This is a genomic window from Enterococcus sp. AZ091, assembly GCF_051714805.1.
Classification (GTDB): Bacteria; Bacillota; Bacilli; order Lactobacillales; family Enterococcaceae; genus Enterococcus_D; species Enterococcus_D gallinarum.
The window spans coordinates 1,203,914-1,227,490 of the sequence record NZ_JBIOSO010000001.1; the positions used below are offsets into that span (position 1 = coordinate 1,203,914).

General features: G+C 40.6%; 22 protein-coding genes and 1 tRNA gene. 18 read left to right on the forward strand and 5 right to left on the reverse strand.

Translation table 11 applies throughout. From position 1 onward, the window contains the following. Positions 1 to 19: 19 nt before the first annotated feature. Positions 20 to 1,135, forward strand: a complete 1,116-nt coding sequence (locus IGJ28_RS06165) for an AI-2E family transporter (protein WP_252712095.1) — start codon at positions 20 to 22, stop codon at positions 1,133 to 1,135. A 586-nt stretch (positions 1,136 to 1,721) separates the two neighbouring features. Here the strand turns inward: IGJ28_RS06165 and IGJ28_RS06170 are convergent. Then, positions 1,722 to 1,794 (reverse strand) — tRNA-Lys (locus tag IGJ28_RS06170). Positions 1,795 to 2,075: 281 nt separating this feature from the next. Here IGJ28_RS06170 and IGJ28_RS06175 point away from each other — a divergent pair. From IGJ28_RS06175 to IGJ28_RS06210, 8 genes are all read left to right on the forward strand, one after another. Next, positions 2,076 to 2,642: a DUF1836 domain-containing protein gene (locus tag IGJ28_RS06175; protein WP_005471696.1), complete on the forward strand. Its 567-nt coding sequence runs from the start codon at positions 2,076 to 2,078 to the stop codon at positions 2,640 to 2,642. After that, positions 2,635 to 3,504: a DegV family protein gene (locus tag IGJ28_RS06180; RefSeq protein ID WP_252712096.1), complete on the forward strand. Its 870-nt coding sequence runs from the start codon at positions 2,635 to 2,637 to the stop codon at positions 3,502 to 3,504. Before IGJ28_RS06175 ends, IGJ28_RS06180 begins: the two co-directional genes overlap by 8 nt. 379 nt (positions 3,505 to 3,883) lie before the next feature. After that, entirely contained in the window at positions 3,884 to 4,171 is a 288-nt protein-coding gene (locus IGJ28_RS06185; protein WP_003127432.1) for a DUF1905 domain-containing protein, read from the forward strand. A 156-nt stretch (positions 4,172 to 4,327) separates the two neighbouring features. Beyond that, positions 4,328 to 5,032: a response regulator YycF gene (gene yycF, locus IGJ28_RS06190; protein ID WP_005471699.1), complete on the forward strand. Its 705-nt coding sequence runs from the start codon at positions 4,328 to 4,330 to the stop codon at positions 5,030 to 5,032. 3 nt (positions 5,033 to 5,035) lie between these two features. Then, positions 5,036 to 6,877 carry a cell wall metabolism sensor histidine kinase WalK gene (gene walK, locus IGJ28_RS06195; protein WP_003127434.1) on the forward strand — a complete coding sequence of 614 codons (1,842 nt, stop codon included), beginning with the start codon at positions 5,036 to 5,038 and terminating at the stop codon, positions 6,875 to 6,877. Then, a complete protein-coding gene (locus IGJ28_RS06200) occupies positions 6,874 to 8,178 on the forward strand; it encodes a YycH family regulatory protein (RefSeq protein ID WP_252712097.1) in 1,305 nt (434 codons plus the stop codon). The genes walK and IGJ28_RS06200 overlap by 4 nt, the downstream gene beginning before the upstream one ends. Further along, the gene (locus IGJ28_RS06205; RefSeq protein ID WP_060813631.1) at positions 8,179 to 9,033 is read left to right on the forward strand and encodes a two-component system regulatory protein YycI; all 855 of its coding nucleotides are present in this window, start codon (positions 8,179 to 8,181) and stop codon (positions 9,031 to 9,033) included. A gap of 53 nt (positions 9,034 to 9,086) precedes the next feature. Next, the gene (locus IGJ28_RS06210) at positions 9,087 to 9,893 is read left to right on the forward strand and encodes an MBL fold metallo-hydrolase (protein ID WP_003127437.1); all 807 of its coding nucleotides are present in this window, start codon (positions 9,087 to 9,089) and stop codon (positions 9,891 to 9,893) included. A gap of 132 nt (positions 9,894 to 10,025) precedes the next feature. Here the strand turns inward: IGJ28_RS06210 and IGJ28_RS06215 are convergent, their stop codons facing one another. After that, on the reverse strand, positions 10,026 to 10,670 hold the full coding sequence (locus IGJ28_RS06215) for a CPBP family intramembrane glutamic endopeptidase (protein WP_252712125.1): 645 nt from the start codon (positions 10,668 to 10,670) through the stop codon (positions 10,026 to 10,028). 232 nt (positions 10,671 to 10,902) lie between these two features. On the opposite strand from IGJ28_RS06215, the gene groES reads away from it, so the two are divergent. Next, on the forward strand, positions 10,903 to 11,187 hold the full coding sequence (groES, locus tag IGJ28_RS06220; protein WP_003127440.1) for a co-chaperone GroES: 285 nt from the start codon (positions 10,903 to 10,905) through the stop codon (positions 11,185 to 11,187). Positions 11,188 to 11,215: 28 nt separating this feature from the next. Then, the gene (groL, locus tag IGJ28_RS06225; protein WP_060813629.1) at positions 11,216 to 12,844 is read left to right on the forward strand and encodes a chaperonin GroEL; all 1,629 of its coding nucleotides are present in this window, start codon (positions 11,216 to 11,218) and stop codon (positions 12,842 to 12,844) included. Positions 12,845 to 13,259: 415 nt separating this feature from the next. Here the strand turns inward: groL and IGJ28_RS06230 are convergent, their stop codons facing one another. Then, positions 13,260 to 13,511, reverse strand: coding sequence for a helix-turn-helix domain-containing protein (locus tag IGJ28_RS06230; RefSeq protein WP_060813628.1), 252 nt, complete (start codon positions 13,509 to 13,511; stop codon positions 13,260 to 13,262). A gap of 187 nt (positions 13,512 to 13,698) precedes the next feature. Here IGJ28_RS06230 and IGJ28_RS06235 point away from each other — a divergent pair, with 187 nt between their 5' ends. Both IGJ28_RS06235 and IGJ28_RS06240 read left to right on the forward strand, forming a co-directional pair. Then, on the forward strand, positions 13,699 to 13,971 hold the full coding sequence (locus tag IGJ28_RS06235) for a hypothetical protein (protein WP_003127443.1): 273 nt from the start codon (positions 13,699 to 13,701) through the stop codon (positions 13,969 to 13,971). 10 nt (positions 13,972 to 13,981) lie between these two features. Beyond that, positions 13,982 to 14,917 carry a LacI family DNA-binding transcriptional regulator gene (locus IGJ28_RS06240; RefSeq protein WP_005471706.1) on the forward strand — a complete coding sequence of 312 codons (936 nt, stop codon included), beginning with the start codon at positions 13,982 to 13,984 and terminating at the stop codon, positions 14,915 to 14,917. Between the two features lie 27 nt (positions 14,918 to 14,944). On the opposite strand, the gene IGJ28_RS06245 is transcribed toward IGJ28_RS06240, so the two are convergent. Beyond that, positions 14,945 to 15,706: a MerR family transcriptional regulator gene (locus tag IGJ28_RS06245; protein WP_003127445.1), complete on the reverse strand. Its 762-nt coding sequence runs from the start codon at positions 15,704 to 15,706 to the stop codon at positions 14,945 to 14,947. 112 nt (positions 15,707 to 15,818) lie between these two features. Here IGJ28_RS06245 and IGJ28_RS06250 point away from each other — a divergent pair, with 112 nt between their 5' ends. From IGJ28_RS06250 to IGJ28_RS06270, 5 genes are all read left to right on the forward strand, one after another. Next, on the forward strand, positions 15,819 to 16,697 hold the full coding sequence (locus IGJ28_RS06250; RefSeq protein ID WP_252712098.1) for an HAD-IIB family hydrolase: 879 nt from the start codon (positions 15,819 to 15,821) through the stop codon (positions 16,695 to 16,697). Then, a complete protein-coding gene (locus tag IGJ28_RS06255; protein ID WP_005471710.1) occupies positions 16,684 to 17,034 on the forward strand; it encodes a DUF1827 family protein in 351 nt (116 codons plus the stop codon). The genes IGJ28_RS06250 and IGJ28_RS06255 overlap by 14 nt, the downstream gene beginning before the upstream one ends. A gap of 200 nt (positions 17,035 to 17,234) precedes the next feature. Next, positions 17,235 to 18,701 (forward strand): nicotinate phosphoribosyltransferase, encoded by a 1,467-nt coding sequence (locus IGJ28_RS06260; RefSeq protein ID WP_003127448.1) that lies wholly within the window; start codon positions 17,235 to 17,237, stop codon positions 18,699 to 18,701. Positions 18,702 to 18,752: 51 nt separating this feature from the next. Beyond that, positions 18,753 to 19,577: an ammonia-dependent NAD(+) synthetase gene (gene nadE, locus IGJ28_RS06265; protein WP_060813626.1), complete on the forward strand. Its 825-nt coding sequence runs from the start codon at positions 18,753 to 18,755 to the stop codon at positions 19,575 to 19,577. Positions 19,578 to 19,855: 278 nt separating this feature from the next. After that, positions 19,856 to 21,685: an LTA synthase family protein gene (locus tag IGJ28_RS06270; RefSeq protein WP_252712099.1), complete on the forward strand. Its 1,830-nt coding sequence runs from the start codon at positions 19,856 to 19,858 to the stop codon at positions 21,683 to 21,685. A gap of 191 nt (positions 21,686 to 21,876) precedes the next feature. On the opposite strand, the gene IGJ28_RS06275 is transcribed toward IGJ28_RS06270, so the two are convergent. Beyond that, complete coding sequence (locus tag IGJ28_RS06275; protein WP_081131199.1) at positions 21,877 to 23,523, reverse strand: MutS-related protein; 1,647 nt, start codon at positions 23,521 to 23,523, stop codon at positions 21,877 to 21,879. Between the last annotated feature and the right edge of the window lie 54 nt (positions 23,524 to 23,577).

The following is a 23,577-nucleotide window of genomic DNA, read 5'->3' on the forward strand; positions in this document are numbered from 1 at the left end:
AGAAATTTGAGGTGACTTGATGAAAAAGTTAAATGTCAATTGGAATCAGTGGGGAAGTAGATTCATTTTTTGGATGAGTATTATCATTGCAACATTAATCATTCTAAACTATCAAATAGTGCTCAATCACTTAGGAAGATTTTTGCATATTTTGGCTCCGTTTGTTATAGGATTTATTTTTGCTTACTTGCTGAGTGGATTACAAAATCGTTTTAAAATGTTATTGGAAAAAATTCCGCTTCCAGCTATCCAATCAGCTAGCCATCCCTTGAGTATTGTTGTGTTGTATCTATCGATTCTTTTTCTTTTATTTATCATGTTAAGTTACTTGATTCCATTAATCATTAAAAATATCAACGATTTGATCGCTGCCATGCCGCAAATTCAAGAATCAGTGATTAGGTATGTACAAGAACTTGAGGAAAGGGGAATATTAAGACAAATTCCGTTTGAGCGTTTTTTATCAGAGCTCACGAAGAAGTTTTCCACGGAGAATCTTTCTGCAAACTGGCTACAAGTTGTTTCGTCATTAGGCGGACTTACAATAAATTTGTCAAGCTTCATCTTGAATAGTTTTTTATCGATTGTGGTTTCTATCTATGTTTTAATTTACAAAGATTCGATAGTGAACTTTGTTTCTTTGGTATCTCAGAAATTAATGTCAAAAACAGTATTTGAAAATTCGAAAAGATGGATCCATACGACACATGTGGTTTTTTATAAATTTATCAGCTCGCAATTTTTAGATGCATGTGTCATTTGGATTTTATCCACCATCATCCTGTCTCTTTTTCAAGTAAAGTATGCCATCACGTTAGGGCTGCTTTTAGGCATTTGTAACATGATTCCATATTTTGGTGCGATTTTTGCATCGTTGGTCACTGGGGTAGTTACATTATTTACAGGAGGACTCAGTAAAGCAATCACAATTCTGCTGGCTCTATTGATTTTACAGCAAATTGATGGAAATGTGATTGGTCCAAGGATCATGGGTGGCGCATTAAATATCAATCCGATCATCATTATCGTTTCCATAACGATTGGTGGAGCTTATTTTGGTATTGTTGGAATGTTTTTAGCAGTACCTATTGCTGCCATCATCAAAATCATGGTATCTGAGTGGTTAGCTGCTTGAGAAAAGAATAGCTACTAACGCAATTTCTTAGAAATTGACTTCTAACAATGAATTGTCTTAATTTACTGGAGAGAGATAGCATTTTTTAAGTTTGCTAGCATCAGTGTATGATTCAAAAAAAATGGGTAGATGGAAGTGAAGAACGAGAAGAATTGTTCGTGATAATAAAGAAATAGAAGTGCGTTTTCTTATTTTGAGAACGTACTTTTTTTGTGGATGAATTTAAAACAGAGATTCATTGTTGAGATAATGAAAAAAGAATAGATTTAGAGAACTAGATTTAGGGAAAATGACTTCATTTTCTAGTTCTAAATGACAAGAAAATAAACAACTTGAGGAAAATAAAGGGATGTATTTTGAAGAAAGAGTCACTCAGTATATGACGCAAGTATCCAATTTTTAGCAAAACCACGACTACTGTAAGGATACCGATGTAATCATTCTGCTAGTAATAAAGAAAGAAGAAACATTCAATACCTTTTTACGCGAGTATAAAAAAAGAAACAAAAAAATGAGACTACGCACATTCTTTTCTAAACGCTCGAAAGCGCCAAGAATGTACTAGTCTCGTGGGTTTGGCACCCAATGGGCCGTGAGGGGCTCGAACCCGCGACCCGCTGATTAAGAGTCAGCTGCTCTACCAACTGAGCTAACGGCCCGTATCAAAATTACTTTATTATCTTAGCACTCCGACTTTTAAAAATCAATCGTTCTGTTAAAAAAAATCCGTTTTTTATCTCAATTTCCAACAGAAGAATACTTAGAGCGCACTTTGTTCGTGATGTTTGTGCGTTTCAAAAATCAAATTCTTTTGTTTTCCTAAATTTTGAGCAGAGGACTACAATCCAATACCAGTATATGGTAAAATTTATCTAGTTATCAAAACCAGATAAAAAGTTTTTGATAAACCAATATTCTGCTATTTAAGATGGAGAAGATTATGGAAAAATTACGTTCAGATTTATTTGATTGGAGCGAGTCGCTGAATTCCTTTCATTTGCCTCGGTGGGAAGAGCTGCCAACTTTGGAACTGTACATGGATCAAGTCATTACGTTGATCGATCAGTACTTGTCGCCGGTAATCCAGTCGGAAAAACATTCACTGCTGACATCATCAATGGTCAATAATTACGTCAAAAAAGGGATGATCCCACCCCCAGAGAAAAAAAGGTATAACCAAAAACATTTGGCATTCTTGATTGCCATTACGATGTTGAAGCAAGTGTTGACAATCCCAGAAATCAAGACGGGAATATTGTTTCAAGGAAAAGTAGTCGGGATACGAAATGCGTACAATTTATTTTGTGAAGAACAGGAAAAAGCCATTTGGACAGTCTGTCAAGAGGCAGCAGGGTCAAAAGAAGCGGTGTCTACCGATCCGATTCCAGTAGAACTGATCGCGATCAAAGGGGCGACCCGTTCGTTTGCAAATAAATTATTGGCAGAAAAAACGATTGAACTAGAAGTAAATTACTTGGAAACGCACAAAGGAGAATCCCATGAATAAAGAGAAAATTGCCCTGCTTGTCGACTCGGGAACCGATGTCCCGGCAGAAATCATGTCACAATATGGTATGTATATGTTGCCATTGCAGATCATATACAAGGATCGGACGTATACGGATAAAGTGGATATTACAGCGGAAGAGATCTATCAACGATTGCCGCAAGAAATTCCTAGTACGTCATTGCCCGATGGCGAAACCATCAACAAGATATTTGATCGAATCAAAGCCGATGGCTATGAAAAAGTTCTGGCAGTCACCATCTCTAGTGGGTTGAGCGGTACTTATAATGTTGTTCGCTTGATGGGAGAACAACGGAATGACTTGGATATTTTTGTTTTAGATACGAAAAATATCGGGATTGGTGCTGGATTACAAGCGATCAGAGCTGCTGAGTTGCTGAATGAGGGAATCACATGGCAAGAGCTCAAAGAACAGCTGCTACAAGAAGTTGTCCGAAATAAGGTCTTTTTCAATGTAGCGACATTAGAGTACTTGCAAAAAGGCGGCCGAATTGGTTTGGTTGCTTCAATTCTCGGAAATGCCTTGAAATTGAATCCAATCATTTCTTGTAATGACGAAGGGATTTATTACACAGTAGCGAAATCACGAGGACGTAAAAAGAGTTTGGACAAGACCGTTGAACTGGTGAAACAGTACATTGGAAATCACAAACAATTTCGCCTAGCCGTGGCCCAGGGGGATGCGCTGGCAGAATCTAAAGAAATGAAAACTCGTCTTGAACAAGAATTTCCTCAAGTGAAAGAAATTTTCTTTGGACAGATTTCACCGGCACTGGTTGTGCATACAGGGCCTGGATTATTAGGCGTCGGAGTGCAGCTGTTAGACGAAACGGGGATTTGATCGAGTGACTGTGATCGTTTTCTAAGAGCCGCTCACAATCATTCATTAATGAATGTTAAAAGGTATGAAAGTTGTCTTTTCAACTTTCATACCTTTTTTTGTGCCGATGAGTGAAAAGAAGCCTGTTTCTCTAGAGATGCCGCAATGGTCAGTGACCTGAAGGGTTTGGCTCTCTTTTGCTCTTCGTTGCTCTCCTTTGCGCCTACTTACTCCTATTTACACCTAAGTTATTTTCGTTGAACAAAACAAGCAGTATAATGATTTCATAGAACAAAGCAACAGTTCTTCAAGGAGACGGATGCTTACAGATGGAGCTTTATGCTATCCGGATTACTTAAGGCAGTATCTTGAGTTGTTTATAAAAAAGGAGTGAGTGACAATGAAAGAATATGTTTTTGAATCAACCATTTATTCTTCTGAGATTGGTAAAGGTGGAGCATACGTGATTTTTCCTTACGATTTGCGGGCTGAATGGAATAAAGGGCGGCTGAAAGTTCAGGCAACATTTGATGGCGTTGACTATCAAGGAAGTATCGTCAATATGGGGTTGAAAAATCAAGACGGAAGTATTTGTTATATTTTAGGAATCAAGAAAGAGATTCGCAAACAGATCAAAAAAGACATTGGCGATACTGTAAAAGTTGTTGTGAAACCTATTACGGAATGAATAAGTTAGCAATCATGTGTGTGAAAAAGAAAGAACATCGATACAAAATTTTCTTAAGAATAAGCATAGATCAAGGCTAAGATTTGAGGAAAGATGAAAACACATCCTAAATCATGTATAATAAGTAGGAAAGAATAAAAAATGAGGTGACATTTTTTGAAAAAGATCCTAGTCGTGGACGATGAAAAACCGATCTCGGACATCGTCAAATTCAATTTGACAAAAGAAGGCTACGAAGTATATACAGCTTATGATGGTGAAGAAGCATTAGAAAAAGTGGCAGAAGTTGAACCGGATCTGATTTTATTAGATTTGATGCTGCCGAAAATGGATGGATTAGAAGTGGCACGTGAAGTTCGAAAAAATCACGATATGCCGATCATTATGGTTACCGCCAAAGATTCTGAGATCGACAAAGTGTTAGGACTGGAATTGGGTGCCGATGATTACGTGACTAAGCCCTTCTCCAACCGTGAATTAGTAGCTCGTGTCAAAGCTAATTTACGTCGCGGTTCTGCTTCGGCGAAAGAAGCAGAAGAAGCACCGAATGCAGAATTGACGATCGGTGATTTGACGATCCATCCAGATGCCTACATGGTAACTAAAAATGGCGAAGCAATCGAATTGACCCATCGTGAATTTGAACTAATGCACTATCTAGCGAAACACTTAGGTCAAGTCATGACACGGGAACATTTGCTGCAAACCGTCTGGGGATATGATTATTTTGGTGATGTGCGGACCGTCGACGTTACCGTTCGCCGTTTACGGGAAAAAATCGAAGATAGCCCAAGTCATCCGAATTATTTGGTCACTCGTCGCGGAGTCGGCTATTACTTGCGGAACCCTGAACAGGAATAAGCTATGAAAAATAAGGTTCGCTTTTTTCGATCAGTGAACTTCAAAATCGCCCTGACTTTTATCTTGATCTTATTGATTTCGATCCAGATTATCGGGGCGTATTTTATTCGCGAATTAGAGAAAACAACGATCGATGCCTTTAAGCGCGACATGGAGGCAAGAGCTAGCACGTTGGTCGTTACTCTAGGTTCAGAACTTAGTCGAATGGACGCCGAAGACAGCCTCGATTGGGATGCAATGAATTCTTCTTTGAACCGGATCCTTTCCAGTACCAACTCTTCTGAGATTTTAGAGATGCGGGTCGTAGATGAACAAGGAATCATTCGGGCAACCACCAATATCAATGATCGAGGTTCAGTGGGTGAAAAAAACGATTACCGAGATTATGATACGAACCGTAGTGAAGTGTTGTATGACGAATCGACAGGACAGCGGGTCTACAACATTGTCCAATCGATCCAGTCGCCTACAGGGGATACGGTTTTAGGTACATTGTACCTGCGAAGCAATCTGGAACAGAAATACAGTGAAGTCAGTGATACTGCCGTGATTTTTGTGACGGCTTCTTTAATTGCTGCAGCGATCTCGATTGTTGTTGCCCTACTTGTTTCCCGATCCATCACTCAGCCGATTGGGGAAATGCGGGAACAAGCCATTCGGATTGCCAAAGGGGATTATAGCCGCAAAGTAGCAGTTCATGGCCAAGACGAACTGGGACAGCTGGCTGAAACATTCAATCAGCTAGGAGAACGTATCGAAGAAACACAAGAAGCAATGGAGTCGGAACGAAATCGACTAGATAGTGTCCTCTCCCACATGACCGATGGCGTCGTAGCGACTGACCGCCGTGGGAAAGTCATTACGATCAATGAGATGGCGATGTCGTTATTGAATGTTACTTCTGAAGAAGCAGTCGGTCAATCGATTCTGACTCTGCTCCAAATCGATGAAGAATACACCTTGCGTAAACTGCTAGAAAGTCCTGATGAAATGCTGATCGAACGGCCCAACAATGACATCGTTGGAACGAATTTGATTTTACGAATCGACTTTTCAATGATTCGCCGTGAGTCTGGATTTATTTCTGGTTTAGTAGCGGTGATGCATGATGTTACAGAACAAGAGAAAAATGAACAAGAGCGGCGAGAGTTTGTATCCAATGTGTCTCACGAATTGCGAACACCTTTGACCAGTATGCGCAGCTATATTGAAGCGTTGAGCGAAGGGGCTTGGCAAGATCCAGAAATCGCACCGAACTTCTTGAAAGTGACATTAGATGAAACGGATCGGATGATTCGAATGATCAATGACCTACTGAGTCTTTCACGAATGGACAGTGGCAATGCGCAACTGCAATTGGAATACATCAATTTCAATGAGTTGGTCAGCTTTGTATTGGATCGATTTGATATGATGGTGACGAATGAGAACAAAAAATATGTGATTCGTCGTGAATTCACCAAACGTGAACTTTGGGTCGAAGTCGATACGGATAAGATGATTCAAGTGATCGACAATATTATGAACAATGCTATCAAATATTCACCTGATGGCGGTGTGATCACAGTCAAATTGATGGAAACCCATAACAATATCGTTTTGAGTATCAATGATCAAGGCCTAGGCATCCCTAAAAAGGATCTTACCAAAATCTTTGACCGCTTTTACCGTGTTGACAAAGCCCGCGCCCGGCAACAAGGTGGTACTGGTTTAGGATTAGCCATTTCCCGCGAAGTGATCAAATCTCATGGAGGAGCCATTTGGGCAGAAAGCCGAGAAAACCGCGGTTCAACATTTTATATCATGTTGCCATATGAACCGTATGAGGAGGATTGGTGGGAATGAAAGTCTCAGAAAAAATGATTCGTTTAGGTCTGATCGTTATGGTTGCCCTAAGCTTTTACTTTTCCTACATGATTTGGCTGAATCCCACCGGCTACGATCGTTCAGTCGAACAGGCTACAGATACAGTCAATACGAGTATTCAGACCTACAAACAAAAAAGTGATTTATTTTTGCCATTGTATTTGACCTGGATCCACCAAGATGAAGTCAAGGAAACCAATTCTGAAACGTTGATTCGTGACGTTCAGGGACTGCTCTCGGATGCTCAAGTCAATGATCTGACGGTACAAAATTATGATTCCAAGTCTTTTTCAGAGGCAGCAACATTGGATGAGGGAGTGACGTTGGCGTATTACACGCCGTTCTTACTAAATGATTACGCGGAGACCTTTGATGTTGAATTGGCATTAGGTGACAACGAAGCCAACAAAACGGCTTTCTCCCGTATTCAAATCGATTTGAAAGAGAATAAAATCCAGTTTGTGAATTTGGAAGAATCACGGATCATTGAAGGCAAGATTGACTGGGATAAAAATGATGTGAATCGCATTTTGAAAGATAATCCAAGAGAATGGACAGCGATGCGCCAGGAAGAATCAGGAAAAAGCAATCAGTTCTATACACAGGACACGATCAAGCTGAAAAAATACAGCTATGTTTCCTCTTTGCAATCGGCGAATCTCTTTCGAGAAGCATTTTTTACTTCGCCAAAAGATGTCAAAGTCAATGATGATAGTGTGGATACTTATTATTATGAAGGTGGACAGAATATGGCGGTTTTGCATGATGATCAAGTAGTCAAATTTGAAACCACTGTTTCAGAAAGTGATGAAACGGATCTGTTTATGCAAAGTGCGGACTATATTCGTCGTTTGGGCAACAATTTCGGAACGATACGCTTTTTTGATCGGTTGAGCAATCAACTAGATTATCGTATTTTTGTAGAAGGGTATCCAGTCTTCAGCAGTGGTGCTCAGGGATTGATGAAAGTAACTTTTTCTAACAGTGGGCAATTAGGGAATCGAGAGATGGCAATCGAATCTAGTTTAAATGCGATCCAAGTGCCGATTCCTTCTGAGACCGAGGTGGAGCTGCCTTCAAGCTTAACCGTTCGCAGTGACTTGCTTTCTGCAGGGGCAGAGACGGATCAGCTACAGCAGATTATTGTTGGCTATCAATGGGGCGACATCAAAGGGGCTTCTGTCGTCGATTTGACACCAACTTGGTATGTAAAGTATGAGAATAACTGGTTCAATTATCAGGAATTAATGGCTAAATTGACAGAAACGGGGGGAGTTTGATTGGATTTCAAGCGAATCGAATGGATTTTTTTCCTAGCGTTTTTGGGGTTGAATGTCTTTTTGTTCAACATTTACAGTGAAGCCCGCAGTGAACAGCAGAACGTTTTGCAGTCAAATCAGACGATCCCGATTGAACAGCGACTAGCCTCAGAAGACATCAAATATTCAGGAGAACTTTCTGACGAGTATTTGAGCGGGTACTATTTAAGCGGTGAACAAACCGATTTGGCTGCTGCTTTGAAAGAAGCGCAAGGGGACAAGCGGTTAGTCGAGGCGACTACTGTCAAAGGGCAGCAGTTGACCCATATTTCTTCCGGAGGATTCTACATTAGTGATGACACACAGGCGGAAAAGACGGTCAATGAATACCTTCAGCGAAAAGATCAAGTCCTCTATGGAGAGGAATATCACTATATGAAGAACTTGTCGCTATTAGATCAAGAATACCCAACCATTGTTGCCAGTCAGTCCTATGAAAATATCCCGTTCAATGACAGCTCAAGCCGGATCGATATGACTTTAGAATCGTCAGATAAACTGTTGCAGATCGCTAAGTATACTCAGACCCACATTTCCAATATCACCCCGCTGCGGGAGAAAATGACTCTCTATTCAGAGAAAGAAGCCGTCAACACGCTTTATTTGAATAATAAGTTGCCTAGTCATTCTAAGATATTATGGACAGAGCTGGCTTACACAAGGATTTTGATTGTTGGTGATCGGAATGTGTACATTCCGGCTTGGTTCGTTGCTGTCAAAGCAGATGCGGATGAAAATATTCAGATCGAAACTGTCAATGCCTTTAGTAATCGAATCATTACAAACAATGCAGTACAAAAAGTAGAAAATCCATAGAAAAATAGGTATAATGGAACTCGTTGAAAGTAAGAGAGAGGAAGACAGAAACAATGATGAAGGAAAGTGCCTTTCAAGTAAGCATTTTAGCTAGCGGAAGTTCAGGAAATTCGTTATATATCGAGAGCAATAAAAAACGAATCCTGGTGGACGCAGGACTGAGCGGCAAAAAGATCACTTCATTATTGGATGAAGTTGGACGCAAGCCAGAGGATCTGGATGCTATTTTAGTCACGCATGAGCATCGTGACCATATCCATGGCGTAGGGGTCTTGGCTCGCAAATACAAGTTGGATGTCTACGCCAACACGAAAACATGGCAGGCGATGGACAATATGGTAGGCAATATTGCGGTTGAACAAAAACATGTTTTTGAGATGGGAAAAGTTTTGACGATGGGAGATATGGACATCGAAAGTTTTGGCGTTTCCCATGATGCGGCAGCACCGCAGTTCTATCGGTTCCATAAAGATGGCAAATCTTTTGTGATGTTGACTGATACTGGTTACTGCAGTGATCATGTCCGGGGGATTATCAAAGGAGCCGATGCGTATCTGGTCGAAAGCAACCATGATTTAGAAATGTTGCGGATGGGTCCATATCCATGGAGCCTCAAGCAGCGTATTCTCGGGGATCGTGGGCACCTCTCCAATGAAGATGGGGCATTAGTCATGGCAGACATATTGACGGATAATACGAAGCGCGTCTATTTAGGGCATTTGAGCAAAGAAAACAATCTAAAAGAATTGGCCCATCTAACCATGGTCAATACGATGAAAGAACACGACTTAGGTGTCGGTGAAGCCTTTGAGGTTTATGACACTGATCCAGATAAAGCGACCGAATTATTCAGTATTTGAGGATGATTGGCTAGCAAGTTTTTGTAGAAAAGCAATAGCGATTGAATGCAGACAGTTTTTACAAAGCTAGAAATTTATCTTATAAAAAAACGATGTTGAAATTTTTCAACATCGTTTTTTTGTTTTTAGTGCTTAGGGCACATTGATATAGCCGGCATGAACCAATAGTTGAATGATAATAACTAGTGTATTCATTCCCACGTGGGTAATCATGGATGTCCAGATACGCCCTGTCAACGCATAGAGTCCAGAGAAAAAGAGACCCAATAGAATATACACCAATAGATGATTGTCGCTGTGGGCAAAGGCAAAGGCAACAGCGCTGACAATGACACCAACCCAGATATTTGAATATTTCGCAATGATTCCCACAAAGGCACGGCGAAATACAAATTCTTCCATGATAGGCCCGCCGACCATAGCGGCAAGGGCAAAAATCGGATTTTGCAGAATAATAGAGATAATATTTTCTGTATTTTCCGATGCCGCTACTTCGCCAAATAGCGACTCAATAAAGACAGCGAAGTTTTGCAAAAGAATGGCAGCAATGATTCCTGTTAGACCATAAATAATAATAGCCGATACTTTTGGCTCCTTACGTTCAAAGGATAAGGGTTCATTTTGTTTGAAATAAAGAAAAATCATCAAGATTGCGCCGACGATATACGAAACAGTTGTTGCAGGGATCGTGGCACCACTAGATATAAAAGCGACAGGAATAAAAAATGCGACCCCATAAATCAAAATCGTCGATAGTGCGTATTTTTTTAGAGACATAAGTGAAATCATCACACTCCTTTTTTTCTATTATAGACTACTGACTCATTAGAAACAAAATTTTTCCCTAGGTTTTTGCAGTATGGATCGATAAAAAGAAAAAGCCAAAATAAATTTAATCAAAAGGCTTGCAAAAAAAACAGAAAATGAGTAATATTAATTTTGTGAGTTAGCACTCTATGTGTGAGAGTGCTAATAGAAAATCTATCAAATATAATTGGAGGGATTTATCGTGTTAAGACCATTAGGTGATCGCGTGATTATCGAAGTCGCAAAAGAAGAAGAAAAAACTGTGGGAGGTATCGTGCTTGCTTCAGCAGCCAAAGAAAAACCTCAAACAGGAACCGTCATTGCAGTCGGTGAAGGACGCACGCTAGAAAACGGTGAAAAAGCTCCTGTTGCTGTCAACGTGGGCGAACAAGTTATGTTCGAAAAATACGCTGGCACAGAAGTGAAATTTGAAGGTAACGAATATTTGATCGTTGCTGCAAAAGACATTATTGCAGTAGTTGAATAAAAAATAATTTAGTTGAGGTGAATGAATCATGGCAAAAGAAATCAAATTTGCAGAAGATGCACGTGCAGCAATGTTGCGCGGGGTAGATAAATTAGCAGATACAGTAAAAGTAACCTTAGGCCCTAAAGGTCGTAACGTCGTTTTAGAAAAATCTTATGGTTCACCATTGATTACAAATGATGGCGTAACGATCGCAAAAGAAATCGAATTAGAAGATCATTTTGAAAATATGGGTGCAAAACTTGTTTCTGAAGTTGCATCTAAAACAAATGACATCGCTGGTGACGGAACGACGACAGCGACATTGCTAACACAAGCGATCGTTCGTGAAGGACTAAAAAACGTGACAGCTGGTGCGAATCCATTAGGCATTCGCCGTGGGATCGAAATGGCAACTAAAGTTGCGGTTGAAGAATTACACAACATTTCTTCCATCGTTGACTCAAAAGAAGCTATTGCACAAGTTGGTGCTGTGTCTTCTGGTAGCGAACAAGTCGGAAAATACATTGCAGACGCGATGGAAAAAGTCGGCAATGACGGCGTGATCACCATTGAAGAATCAAAAGGGATCGAAACAGAATTAGATGTAGTTGAAGGCATGCAGTTCGATCGTGGCTACCTTTCACAATACATGGTCACTGACAATGATAAAATGGAAGCTGCTTTGGAAAATCCATACATCTTGATCACAGACAAAAAAATCTCTAACATTCAAGATATCTTGCCATTGTTAGAACAAATCTTACAACAATCAAAACCATTGTTGATCATCGCTGACGATGTAGACGGCGAAGCATTACCAACATTGGTCTTGAACAAAATCCGCGGAACATTCAATGTCGTAGCAGTTAAAGCTCCAGGCTTTGGTGACCGTCGTAAAGCAATGCTAGAAGACATTGCGATCTTGACTGGCGGTACAGTCATTACTGAAGACTTAGGGTTAGAATTGAAAGATGCGACGATCGACAACTTAGGACAAGCAAGTAAAGTTGTTGTGGACAAAGATAATACAACTATTGTTGAAGGTGCTGGCGACAAATCAGCGATCGATGCTCGTGTGCAATTGATCAAAAATCAAATTGCTGACACAACGTCTGATTTTGACCGCGAAAAATTACAAGAACGCCTAGCGAAATTAGCAGGCGGTGTTGCAGTCATCAAAGTGGGTGCACCAACTGAAACAGAATTAAAAGAATTGAAATTACGTATCGAAGACGCATTGAACGCTACGCGTGCAGCGGTTGAAGAAGGTATGGTGTCTGGTGGGGGAACTGCTCTTGTCAATGTCATCAACAAAGTAGCAGCCATCGAAGCAGACGGCGATGCAGCAACCGGTGTGAAAATCGTCTTGCGTGCGTTAGAAGAACCAGTACGTCAAATCGCTGAAAATGCTGGATATGAAGGATCAGTGATCATCGATAAATTGAAACACGCAGATCTTGGCGTTGGTTTCAATGCCGCAACTGGCGAATGGGTAAACATGCTTGAAGCAGGAATCGTTGACCCAACAAAAGTAACACGTTCTGCGTTACAAAATGCCGCTTCTGTAGCCGCATTACTGTTAACAACTGAAGCAGTCGTTGCTGACAAACCTGAACCTGCTGCACCAGCAGCTCCAGCAATGGATCCATCCATGGGCATGGGCGGCATGATGTAATTATACTAAAAGAACCCCTTAGCGAAGGGGTTCTTTTCTTTAGCGAAGGGGTTCTTTTCTTTATGCTTCTATTTCTATGATAGAAAGGAGCCAATACCAATGATCCATTGCTTGCTCATTGGTATATTGAATTCTTAATCATTTTGGTATTCACTGCTAACATAGCTCAAAAGAGATACTCCATATTTTTACACCAAATAGGAATTAACTTCATGTTGAATGATTCAGTGAAGAAGTTTATGATCAATCTATCAAATCTATTTCATTTTCATTCTCTTTTTGAGACACCCACTCTTCCTACAAGAGTGGGTATTTTTGCTTAAAAAGTAGTCCTTTTACTCAAAATGAACGTGCGCCTTACTAGCTTGATTTTTATTCTAACTAGCAAGGAGCAGTTTCATGTAGCACTTTTTTATCAAGACAGCGGATAGCGCTGCATAATTTCTGTTTGGCCTAAAATGTAATCTACTGAGACATCATAAAAGGCAGCAAGATGCAAAATCGTCATAACGTCTGGTAGACGATCACCAGCTTCGTAATCCAAATAGTCTTCCAACGATACATCGATTTGCTGCGATACCTCTTTTTGCGTCAATGCTTGCCCTTCTCGCAAAAATTTGAATCGGCAACGCAATGTATCCAATAAAAAAGCTTCTTCTAATGTCAATTTGCGTTCCTCCTCGAATGGAAAAATGATTGATGACTTCTTTCTCCATTTCTATTGTAACAACATTCTAGAAATAAGCGAAATGATTCACAACCTCAGAAATAAACAAGGAGAAAAAAAGAAAACAAAGTGCTTGCTCTGGTACGCGTTTCATAGATTATTCTATTCATGAAAGGGGCGTATGAAGATGCACACTTATATGGAAGTAAAGGGAAACAATGGAATACAACGCTGCTATGTTGCACTTGAATTTGATGGGATGAACTTGATTCTCACAAAGCCCAAGGGATTTTTTAGGGAAAAGGTCGCACAAATACCGCTTGCAGAAATTGGACACCTGGTACAGGATGAATATTTTGGTGCGCAACGAATCAGTTTCATTCATCAGAATGATTATTACCAATTTTATGAATGTGGGGCAAGTGTGATAGACTATATGAAAGAACAATTATTTGTCTAAGGAGAAGCGCATGGCGAACATTCGGGATATTGCTAAGTTGACCGGTTATTCGGTCTCAACGATTTCACGAGTCATCAATAATAATCCTTATGTGGATGAGCAGAAGCGTCAGGAGATTTTGCGGGTAATGGAACAAGTCAACTATATCCCGAATCATACTGCACGTGTACTAAGCTCGGGAAAAACGAAGAACATCGGAGTGATTCTCCCATTTGTCAATCATCCGTATTTTGATATCCTTCTAAGCGGGATTACTGCAAGTGCTTTTTCCCGTGGGTATAAGGTGACTTTGTTGCCTACCCGCTATGAACCAGAAATGGAAGAAAAGTACCTGCAGGAATTTGCGGCAAAAGGGTTTGATGCTCTGATTATCACATCGAGAGCAAATCCGCTCGAAAAACTATTGCCCTATCGTGCTTATGGCCGTATCGTTTTTTGTGAAAAGATCGACTCTGTCCAAGATGGTTGCACCTATATCGATCGTGAGCAATCCATTCGGGAAGTGTTTGCTTATTTGAAAGAAAATGGTATCGAGCGTATTGGAATTACACTTGGAAGAAGTCGTAAGCTGAGCAGCAATTCGAAGATCACAGTTCGTTTGTGTCAGGAATATTTCCCAGCTTTTACCGAAGAATTGATTTTTTGGGATTGTTTGACGGAAGAAGATGGGCGAGAGGCAGCCGCTTTCTTTGCTGATAAAAATGTCCAAGCGATTTTTACCAATGGGGATCAGGTAGCTGCTGGTATCAAATTGGCTTCTTCCTCCGAACGACTACTTATTGGCAGAGACAATTTATTTATTAGTGAAGTTCTTCAATTGTCAACCATCGACTATCATTTGCATGAATGTGGAGAAATGGCGTTGAAGTTAGCAATCCAGGAAGAACAAGGGTCCATCCGGATTCCTTATACGTTTATCAAACGAAGAGGACTTGAGCACACATAATGCGGCTCAAGTCCTTTTTATGGGTCATTAATCTGCGTAATGAGCGATGACTGCCTGTAAACAGCTGGCTGCGCCTTGGCCTGCTTTTTGATCGTAATAGTCAGTAAAACGTGCATCATGAATGTACATTTCACCTAAACTGCGATGATAATCGGCAGAATAAAATGGCGCTGCAAGCTGCAGCCATTTTTTGTGCAACTGGAAGGCTGTTTTTGCCAAAGAAGAAGTCACGTCAAATGGCTCTTGTACCACTTGTTTCAATGTTTGAATTAGTTCGTTTTCGGTTTGTTCCAATTCTTGGTAGGTTTCAAATGACATGTTCTGCCATTTTTGATTGCTTTGTTCAACGACTTCTTCCCCATAAGCGGCACGGATCTCTTCGCCATAGGTTTCTTCATTGGCTGCGAGTTTTTGTTGTTTAAAATAAGTGAATTTTTCTTTATCTGACATAGTCTGTTCTCCTTCATAATAATTGATTGTTTGGGCTAATGTTGTCAATAAGCGATCAAGCGCTGCTCGTTCCTGAGACAATCGGTTGTAATGAGCAACCAACAGTGTTTGAACATCTTGTTCGGGATCATCTAGCAAATGACGGATTTCTTCTAGAGGGAGGCCAAAGGATTTAAAGTACAAAATCTGTTGCAGACGATCCACTTGCTGTCCCCCATAAATACGATAGCCGGCTGAATTGATCCTTTGTGGTTTTAATAATCCGATTTGATCATAGTAGCGCAATGTACGGCTGCTGACGCCAGAAATTTTAGCCAGTGCTGTTATACTATATTCCAAATTTCTCCCTCCTTATGCTCTCATCATAAAGGTTTACGTAACGTCAATGTCAACAAAAAATTTTTTGCTTCGTCAAATTATGTTATAATTATAGCAAAGAAAGGAAGATTCGATGCAAATAGTTTTTTCCGATATAGACGGGACATTTCAGGAAATGGGTCAGCCTGTCCCTGAAATCAATAAAACAGCGATCAACTATCTGAAAGCACAAGGCGATCATTTTGTTTTTGTGACTGGTCGAGGGTATGATCTGGTAGAAACACTGATGATAGAAGAAGGAATCTCCTGTGATGTCATCTTTGGCAATGGCGCCGGCTTGAAGTTGGAAGGTCAGGCGCCTGTTTTAGCCAATTGTTTGCCGCTAGCTACCTTAGAAGCGGTGACAGCTATTTTAGAGAAAGAAAAAGTTTTTTATTTTCTGCACACCGATCAAGGAGTGATCTGCAAAGATCCTGCGGATTATCAAGAACAATTGACCGCATTGACCAATAAATTAGTTACAGATCTCGGTGAGAGAGGGGCGATGATTGCTGAATACAAGCAAGCCTATTTTGTGCATGACTGCATTCATGCACCGGATCTTTTAGCCTACATTCAGGAACGGCCGACGATCAATGTCCTAAAGATCGAACTGATGGAAGCATCGGATGAGAAGATCGAACAGTTGCGTCTATTGCTGCAGACTGAACCAGTCAGTGCGTTTCAGTCATTTGTTCAGACATTGGAAGTCGTTGATCCCTTAGCAACAAAAGGAGCCGCGATCACGAATTTTATGCAGGCTTTCCCTCATGCAAAGAGTTTTGGGATCGGGGATGGTGAGAATGACTTAGCCATGTTTGAAGTGGTAGATGTCTCTGTTGCAGTAGCCAATGCGAGTGAATCGATCCGTAACGTTTGCGATCGTATGATTCCTAGTGCAGCTGACGGCGGAGTCGGCCAATTTATCATGGATGAACTAATACGAGAGGATGTTGTATATGAAATTGATTGAAACACCAGTCAACCAAAATTTGAATTTGGAGACATTTTATCCGGTCATCTCAAAATTTATTTTTGATAAAGTCGCGATTAAATACTACAAACTTTATTCTCTTGATCGAACCCAGATCATGTATGTGGATACTTTTGACAAGATCACATTGGTTTTGATCAACAATAAAAAGAAGATCAGCCGCGGAGAAGTGGATACAGCGATTCATCGCTTACTAAAAGTTGACCGCAAGGATGTCACTGTAGATGTCAATATCCGTAAAAAGATGGAAGCAGCGGGAGTCAAGTTTGCGAAACCTCGCAAAGATATCATCCTAGTTCAATTAGCAGTTGATTAACCATTAGCAGCCTGTGTTATAAGTTGAAGCAAGACCCAATGATTCGAGTGAAACTGGTGGAATACCCCATCGTATCATGAAGTTTTTCGGTCTTTTTCTAACTTATGGCACAGACTTTTTTTGAGGAAAAAAACAAGAAATACTTTCTTTTTTTATTTTTTTGCTATAATAGGGAGAAGTAAGTATGAGGGAGCAAAACGATGCAAAAATTATTTAAAGATGATAGTTTCACTTTGCATACTGATCTCTATCAGATCAATATGATGCAAACCTATTGGGAATTAGGACGTGCGGATTTGAATGCAGTCTTCGAGTGCTATTTCCGTGACATGCCCTTTGAGAATGGCTATGCTATCTTTGCAGGGTTAGAACGCTTAGTCGATTATTTGAACAATTTGACCTTTTCAGATTCAGATATCGATTATTTAAGAGAAATCGGCGGATATCCGGAGGCTTTCTTGGATTATCTGAAAGAATTCAAATTTGCCTGCACGGTTCGTTCAGCTTTAGAAGGCGATCTCGTATTCAACAATGAGCCGATCATTCAAGTTGAAGGACCTTTGGCACAAGCTCAATTGATCGAAACAGCCTTATTGAACATGGTTAATTTCCAAACATTGATTGCAACAAAAGCTGCTCGGATCAAGTCTGTGATCGGAGATGATCCCTTATTAGAATTTGGGTCTCGTCGTGCGCAAGAACTGGACGCAGCGATTTGGGGAACTCGTGCGGCTTATATCGGAGGTGCGGGTGCCACAAGTAATGTTCGAGCAGGCAAGATCTTTGGCATCCCTGCAAGCGGGACGCATGCTCATTCTCTTGTGCAATCCTATGGCAATGATTATGATGCCTTTATGGCGTATGCCAAGACGCACAAAGACTGTGTCTTTTTAGTCGATACGTATGATACATTGCGCTTAGGTGTACCAAATGCGATTCGTGTCGCAAAAGAACTAGGGGACCAAATCAACTTTTTAGGAGTACGGATCGATAGTGGAGACATGGCTTATATCTCCAAAAAAGTCCGAGAACAACTAGATGAAGCTGGCTTTACAGAAGCTAAGATCTACGCATCAAATGATTTGGATGAAAGCACGATTCTAAGTCTAAAAATGCAAAAAGCCAAAATCGATGTTTGGGGTGTCGGTACAAAGTTGATCACCGCCTATGATCAACCGGCATTGGGAGCCGTTTATAAACTGGTTTCTATTGAAAACGAACAAGGCGAAATGATCGATACGATCAAATTATCCGGTAATGCTGAAAAAGTTTCTACACCAGGCAAGAAACAAGTCTGGCGTATCACACGTAAAAAAGACGGCAAGTCTGAAGGGGATTATGTGACTCTTTGGGACGAAAACCCCCAGGAAGAAAAAGAGTTGTTCATGTTCCATCCGGTTCACACCTTTATCAATAAAACAGTGACAGATTTTGATGCTCGGCCTTTGCTGCAAGACATTTTTGTAGAAGGACAGCAAGTCTATCAATTGCCGGATCTTGAACACATCAAAGCCTATGCTACAAATTGTTTGGATTCATTATGGGATGAGTACAAACGAGATTTGAATCCGCAAAAATACCCAGTCGATCTCTCTCAAGAGTGCTGGAATCACAAGATGCGGACCATTGAAAAAGTGCGTACGCAAACCAAAACAGAAATTATTTAATTGGTCCTAGAAAGCTAGGACCAATCTTCAAAAAAATTAGGAGGCGTTTCTATGACATTGCAACAAGAAATCATTCGCGAGTTAGGCGTAGTTCCAACAATTGATGCGAAAGCAGAGATTCGTAATAGCATTGAATTTTTAAAAGCATATCTTCAAAAAAATCCCTTTTTGAAAACTCTTGTTTTAGGGATCAGCGGTGGACAAGATTCAACACTGGCTGGTCGATTGGCTCAGTTGACAATGGAAGAAATGCGCAGTGAGACGAATGATCCCAATTATCAGTTCATTGCGATCCGCTTACCTTATGGAGAACAGGCTGACGAAGAAGATGCCAAAAAAGCCATCGAATTTATCAAACCGGACATTACATTACGAGTGAATATCAAAGCAGCCGTCGATGCGCAAGTGGCAGCCGTCGAAGAAGCTGGCTTACCTGTTTCTGATTTTAATAAAGGCAACATCAAGGCACGTCAGCGGATGATTACTCAATATGCCGTTGCAGGCGAAAAAGCTGGCGCTGTTTTAGGAACAGATCACGCGGCCGAAAACATCACCGGTTTCTTTACAAAATTTGGTGATGGCGGAGCTGACCTCTTGCCGCTATTTCGTTTGAATAAACGTCAAGGACGTCAATTGTTGCAAGAATTAGGAGCGCCGGAAGCACTGTACAAAAAGGTTCCTACTGCTGATTTGGAAGATGGCAAACCAATGATCGCTGACGAAGTAGCACTTGGTGTGACTTATGATGAGATCGATGATTACTTGGAAGGAAAGACCGTTTCACCAAATGCGCAACAAACGATTGAAAATTGGTGGCGCAAAACACAGCATAAACGGCATCTGCCAATATCAATCTTTGACGACTTCTGGAAATAAATCTTTTTTACTCTGTGATAGTTTTTGGTCCATCGCATCTAGGAGAAAATAAATATCCGAACGATTTATGAATGAACCTTCTCTGGAAAGCCTTCGCTGTATCAATCAGCAAGGGCTTCTGGAATTCATAGATTGTTCGGGATTTTTTGTTTTTTTTTGTCTTAGACATAACTCTCGTCAAGGAAGAATGGCAAGAATAAAAAAACAAAACAAGCAAACGGCTCTTTACATTCTAAATCACAAAGCATAAAATACAGGTTATGGTTAGAAAAGGAGGAATGTCCTTCGTGAAAAGAAAGATTCATCCCAATTTGAAGTTGGGAATAAAACTAATCGCTAGTTTTATTCTGATCATCTTTAGTAATCTATACCTACAATGGTGTCAAAACAACCTTTCTGTTGAGCTAGCATTAAAATTTGCTTTTTCTTGGCATACAGAAAAGTTTTTCTTAGCTTGTCTGGTGCTGCTGCTTTTCTACGGATTATTGGCAAGTCTTGCTGGCTCGCTAGGAGTCGGAGCGCTGTTCTATAGTATTGTGATCGGGATCTTGGGTTATGCAAATTACCTCAAGATGGCTTATCGTCAAGAACCAATTTATCCAGATGATTTAAAAATGATTACTCAGTTTGACTTGCTGCATACAATGATCGGAACTGGACCTTTCGTTTTGGCGATGCTTTGTGTGATACTCGCATTGGGAGCAATTATCTGGAGTATTTACCGAAGCCGTAAATTATCAAAAAAGAAACAGATCCTCAGAGGGCTGACAATGCTCGTTTGTACAGTTGGTTTAGTTTATGTTTCGCATTTTAATGACAGCAATAATCTGCTTAGAAAAGCGTATAACCGGACCGCATTATGGATTCCTTATTCACAAAAAATGAATTATTACAATACCGGTTTTATTGGTGGGTTTCTATTCAATCTACGAGTGGAGGCAATGGAGAAACCAGCAGATTATTCTGAAGCTGCGATAAAAGAGATCGCAAAAAAATATACCGCGGAAGCTGCCGAAACAAACAAAACGCGTGACCAAGAAGCGCCAAATATCGTTTATGTCATGAGTGAAAGTTTTTCTGATCCAAGTCATCTAAAAGGATTGACGATCACGGGAGATCCGTTAAAGGATTATTATGCGGTAGCCGATCAAACGATCAGTGGGAAAATGTTGTCGCAAAATTATGGCGGTGGGACTGCAAACATTGAATTTGAAGCATTGACCAGTTTTTCAATGGGGCTGTTGAATCCGCAAATGACCACGCCCTACACGATGTTAGTGCCTAAATTGACACAATTGCCTTCAGTGGTCTCATTCTTGCAAAAACAAGGATATGATGCGATTGCGATCCACCCCTATGATACATCGATGTACAAACGTAAAGATGTCTATGATGTGATGGGTTTCCAAACCTTTTTGGATCAAGACACGATGACTTACACGGACAAGATCGAGAACAATCCTTATATCTCGGATGCTTCTGCTTATAAAGAAGTTCTGTCTCTTTTGTCAGATGAGAAAAAGCCGCAATTCGTTCACTTGGTGACGATGCAGACCCATATGCCTTATGAAGGAAAGTATCAGACATTAAATTATCAAGCCGCAGGCGATGGAAATAGGACTGCTCTTGAAAATTATCTGCAAGATATTTCTTACAGTAGTACCGCACTAAAAGACTTTATTGAACAATTGAAGCAGCTGAATCGAAGAACAGTAGTCGTTTTCTGGGGGGATCACCTGCCAGGCATCTACTCGGATGCGATTAAAGATCAAAATGATACTGCTGCGCTGCATGAAACGGAATTCTTGATGGTGGATTCTGATGGAACCTTTTCAACTGACACTGTTCCGGTAACGAGTCCCTTTTACTTTGCACCTAACGTGTTGAATGAAAGTCAGCAACCAATCAATGGATTTTATGCGTTGCTGCTAGCACTGCAAGAAAAATTGCCGGCTTTTGAACACGGGCAATATTACCAAGGCGAACAGTGGCGGAGTGAGCTAAGTTTAGATGCGAAATCACGGCAGCTCTATGAAGACTATCAGATGATTCAATATGACATTTTACAAGGAAAACAATATAGTTTACAGACAGATTTATTTGGCTAAGAAAAATTGTCTAACATAAAAGGCTGTGACAAAAGAAGGATCAAGGAAGAAACACGTTGCTCTTATTCAGAGTAGGCTGGTTTCTTCGCTAAAAGTCTTTCTTTTGTCATAGCCTTTATTTATTGAGCAATCCTAGCGATGTGTTTTAAGCAGCATGTCTCTGCTAAGGATCACAGATTTCTTGTAGGTCATTATAGATCTTGCCAAGTCCGTTGCTGATTGAAGTAAGCTGCTTCATTTTCAGCCTGTTCAACGATTGATTTCGGATAACCAAGCACTCGCAGTAGGGCAATCGCATTACGGCTTGTTGAAGGACCTTGTTTGACCTTATAGTCAAAAGAGATACCGTCATCGGCTGTGACTTGTTCAGAAAAATGGATATTGCTGCAGTCATTTTTCAATATTTCAGTCAGTTCAATATCATGAGTCGCAATAAAAGCCAAACTTGGATAACGGCTCAACCAATGAATGATACTAGCAGAAGCAGCGATCCGCTCAATCGTATTGGTTCCCTTCAGTATCTCATCGACAAAGCAATAGCAGCGTTCTTTTTGCTGAACTTGTTCCAACAATCGTTTGATCGACTTGATTTCTGCAACAAAATAGCTATCGCCCTCAAACAAATCGTCTTCGACCGCCATTGAGGTCAACACATGACCAGGTTCCATCGTAAAGGATTCAGCAACAGCTGTTTGGATAGTTTGCGCCAATAGACAATTGATAGCGATGCTTTTGACATAGGTCGATTTGCCAGAAGCGTTCGACCCGGTTACCAGTGTATTGGTTTGCCAGTCGACATCATTCATGACAGCTTCAGTCAGAAGGGGATGATAGGTCCCTTTTGCGCTGACCGTTCCTTTTTTGAATTCAGGGATACAAGTGATCGGCATATAGGTACGGAAATTAAGGATCGCGCAAGCAATTTCCAACTTGCCTAACAATTCCCATAATGCGATCGCTTGTTGATTGTATCGAGCCAATAAGGTAACGACGTAATGGTACGAGATAAAAGGCAGCATAAAGATGATATTGATGTATTCAAAAAGCATATCGCCTTCACTGCCATTTTTTGAACGAAAAGAAACGCCGAATCGGGGGATTTTTTTCAGAGGCAGCAGTTCTTTTTTGATTTGCTCTTGTAATGGTGTGGCAAGTTTGGCAATCTTGTTGCCGCAGGCCACTGTCTGAACTAGATAGCGCATACTGTTGAGTTCTGTTTCTAGTGTGGCTTTTTTGATCGAATAGTAAACCGTATTAAAGAGGACGCTTATCAAAATCACTGCAATTCCTGGCAAAAAGCCAAAAGCTATCAAAATCAGCCCAACAATCGGCAAACAGCCCAATAAAATAAAGACAGGCAAGTTGCCAATACTTTCTTTCTTCCCTGATGCCAGATAGTTTTTGGAAAAGTTATTATCCAGTTTCCCAAGTTGGGCAAAGGTATATTGGGTATCTTCGCGAATTTTTGGATTGGCTGCGAAAAAATCAATTAACGCGGTCAGCTGTCGATCCGGCTTAAATTGAAAGTTGCGCAACTGCTGATAGAGAGCTTCAGAACCTACACTGGAGTAAGTACTGTTGATCATTTCAAAAACCTCGAATAAGTCTAAGTCATACCAAGTAATGTCATCGATCTCACTATCATGGGGATAAAAATCTTTCTCTACCATCCAGGCCTTTTTGAGGCTTTCTTCTTTGTCAAAGCGAGGCTGACGGGGGAATTTTCCCCATTCTTGTTTGACGCGACGTCTTAATTTTATTCGGTTCCAAGTATCTAAGCCAATAATAAGTGCACTAACGAACAAGATAATCAAGATAACCATATATTTTGCGTCCATGTTTTTCTCCGTTTCTAGGAGCAAAAGCAGGATCTAGCTCCTGCTCCTTCCAAG

Excerpts from the sequence above, each read along its gene's own strand:
- nadE (WP_060813626.1), top strand. The coding sequence starts at position 18,753 with ATGACATTGCAACAAGAAATCATTCGCGAGTTAGGCGTAGTTCCAACA.
- IGJ28_RS06250 (WP_252712098.1), top strand. The coding sequence starts at position 15,819 with ATGCAAATAGTTTTTTCCGATATAGACGGGACATTTCAGGAAATGGGT.
- groL (WP_060813629.1), top strand. The coding sequence starts at position 11,216 with ATGGCAAAAGAAATCAAATTTGCAGAAGATGCACGTGCAGCAATGTTG.
- IGJ28_RS06255 (WP_005471710.1), top strand. The coding sequence starts at position 16,684 with ATGAAATTGATTGAAACACCAGTCAACCAAAATTTGAATTTGGAGACA.
- IGJ28_RS06275 (WP_081131199.1), bottom strand. The coding sequence starts at position 23,523 with ATGGACGCAAAATATATGGTTATCTTGATTATCTTGTTCGTTAGTGCA.
- IGJ28_RS06185 (WP_003127432.1), top strand. The coding sequence starts at position 3,884 with ATGAAAGAATATGTTTTTGAATCAACCATTTATTCTTCTGAGATTGGT.
- IGJ28_RS06260 (WP_003127448.1), top strand. The coding sequence starts at position 17,235 with ATGCAAAAATTATTTAAAGATGATAGTTTCACTTTGCATACTGATCTC.
- IGJ28_RS06270 (WP_252712099.1), top strand. The coding sequence starts at position 19,856 with ATGTCCTTCGTGAAAAGAAAGATTCATCCCAATTTGAAGTTGGGAATA.
- IGJ28_RS06180 (WP_252712096.1), top strand. The coding sequence starts at position 2,635 with ATGAATAAAGAGAAAATTGCCCTGCTTGTCGACTCGGGAACCGATGTC.
- IGJ28_RS06165 (WP_252712095.1), top strand. The coding sequence starts at position 20 with ATGAAAAAGTTAAATGTCAATTGGAATCAGTGGGGAAGTAGATTCATT.
- IGJ28_RS06210 (WP_003127437.1), top strand. The coding sequence starts at position 9,087 with ATGATGAAGGAAAGTGCCTTTCAAGTAAGCATTTTAGCTAGCGGAAGT.
- IGJ28_RS06215 (WP_252712125.1), bottom strand. The coding sequence starts at position 10,670 with ATGTCTCTAAAAAAATACGCACTATCGACGATTTTGATTTATGGGGTC.
- walK (WP_003127434.1), top strand. The coding sequence starts at position 5,036 with ATGAAAAATAAGGTTCGCTTTTTTCGATCAGTGAACTTCAAAATCGCC.
- IGJ28_RS06240 (WP_005471706.1), top strand. The coding sequence starts at position 13,982 with ATGGCGAACATTCGGGATATTGCTAAGTTGACCGGTTATTCGGTCTCA.
- IGJ28_RS06175 (WP_005471696.1), top strand. The coding sequence starts at position 2,076 with ATGGAAAAATTACGTTCAGATTTATTTGATTGGAGCGAGTCGCTGAAT.
- IGJ28_RS06200 (WP_252712097.1), top strand. The coding sequence starts at position 6,874 with ATGAAAGTCTCAGAAAAAATGATTCGTTTAGGTCTGATCGTTATGGTT.
- IGJ28_RS06235 (WP_003127443.1), top strand. The coding sequence starts at position 13,699 with ATGCACACTTATATGGAAGTAAAGGGAAACAATGGAATACAACGCTGC.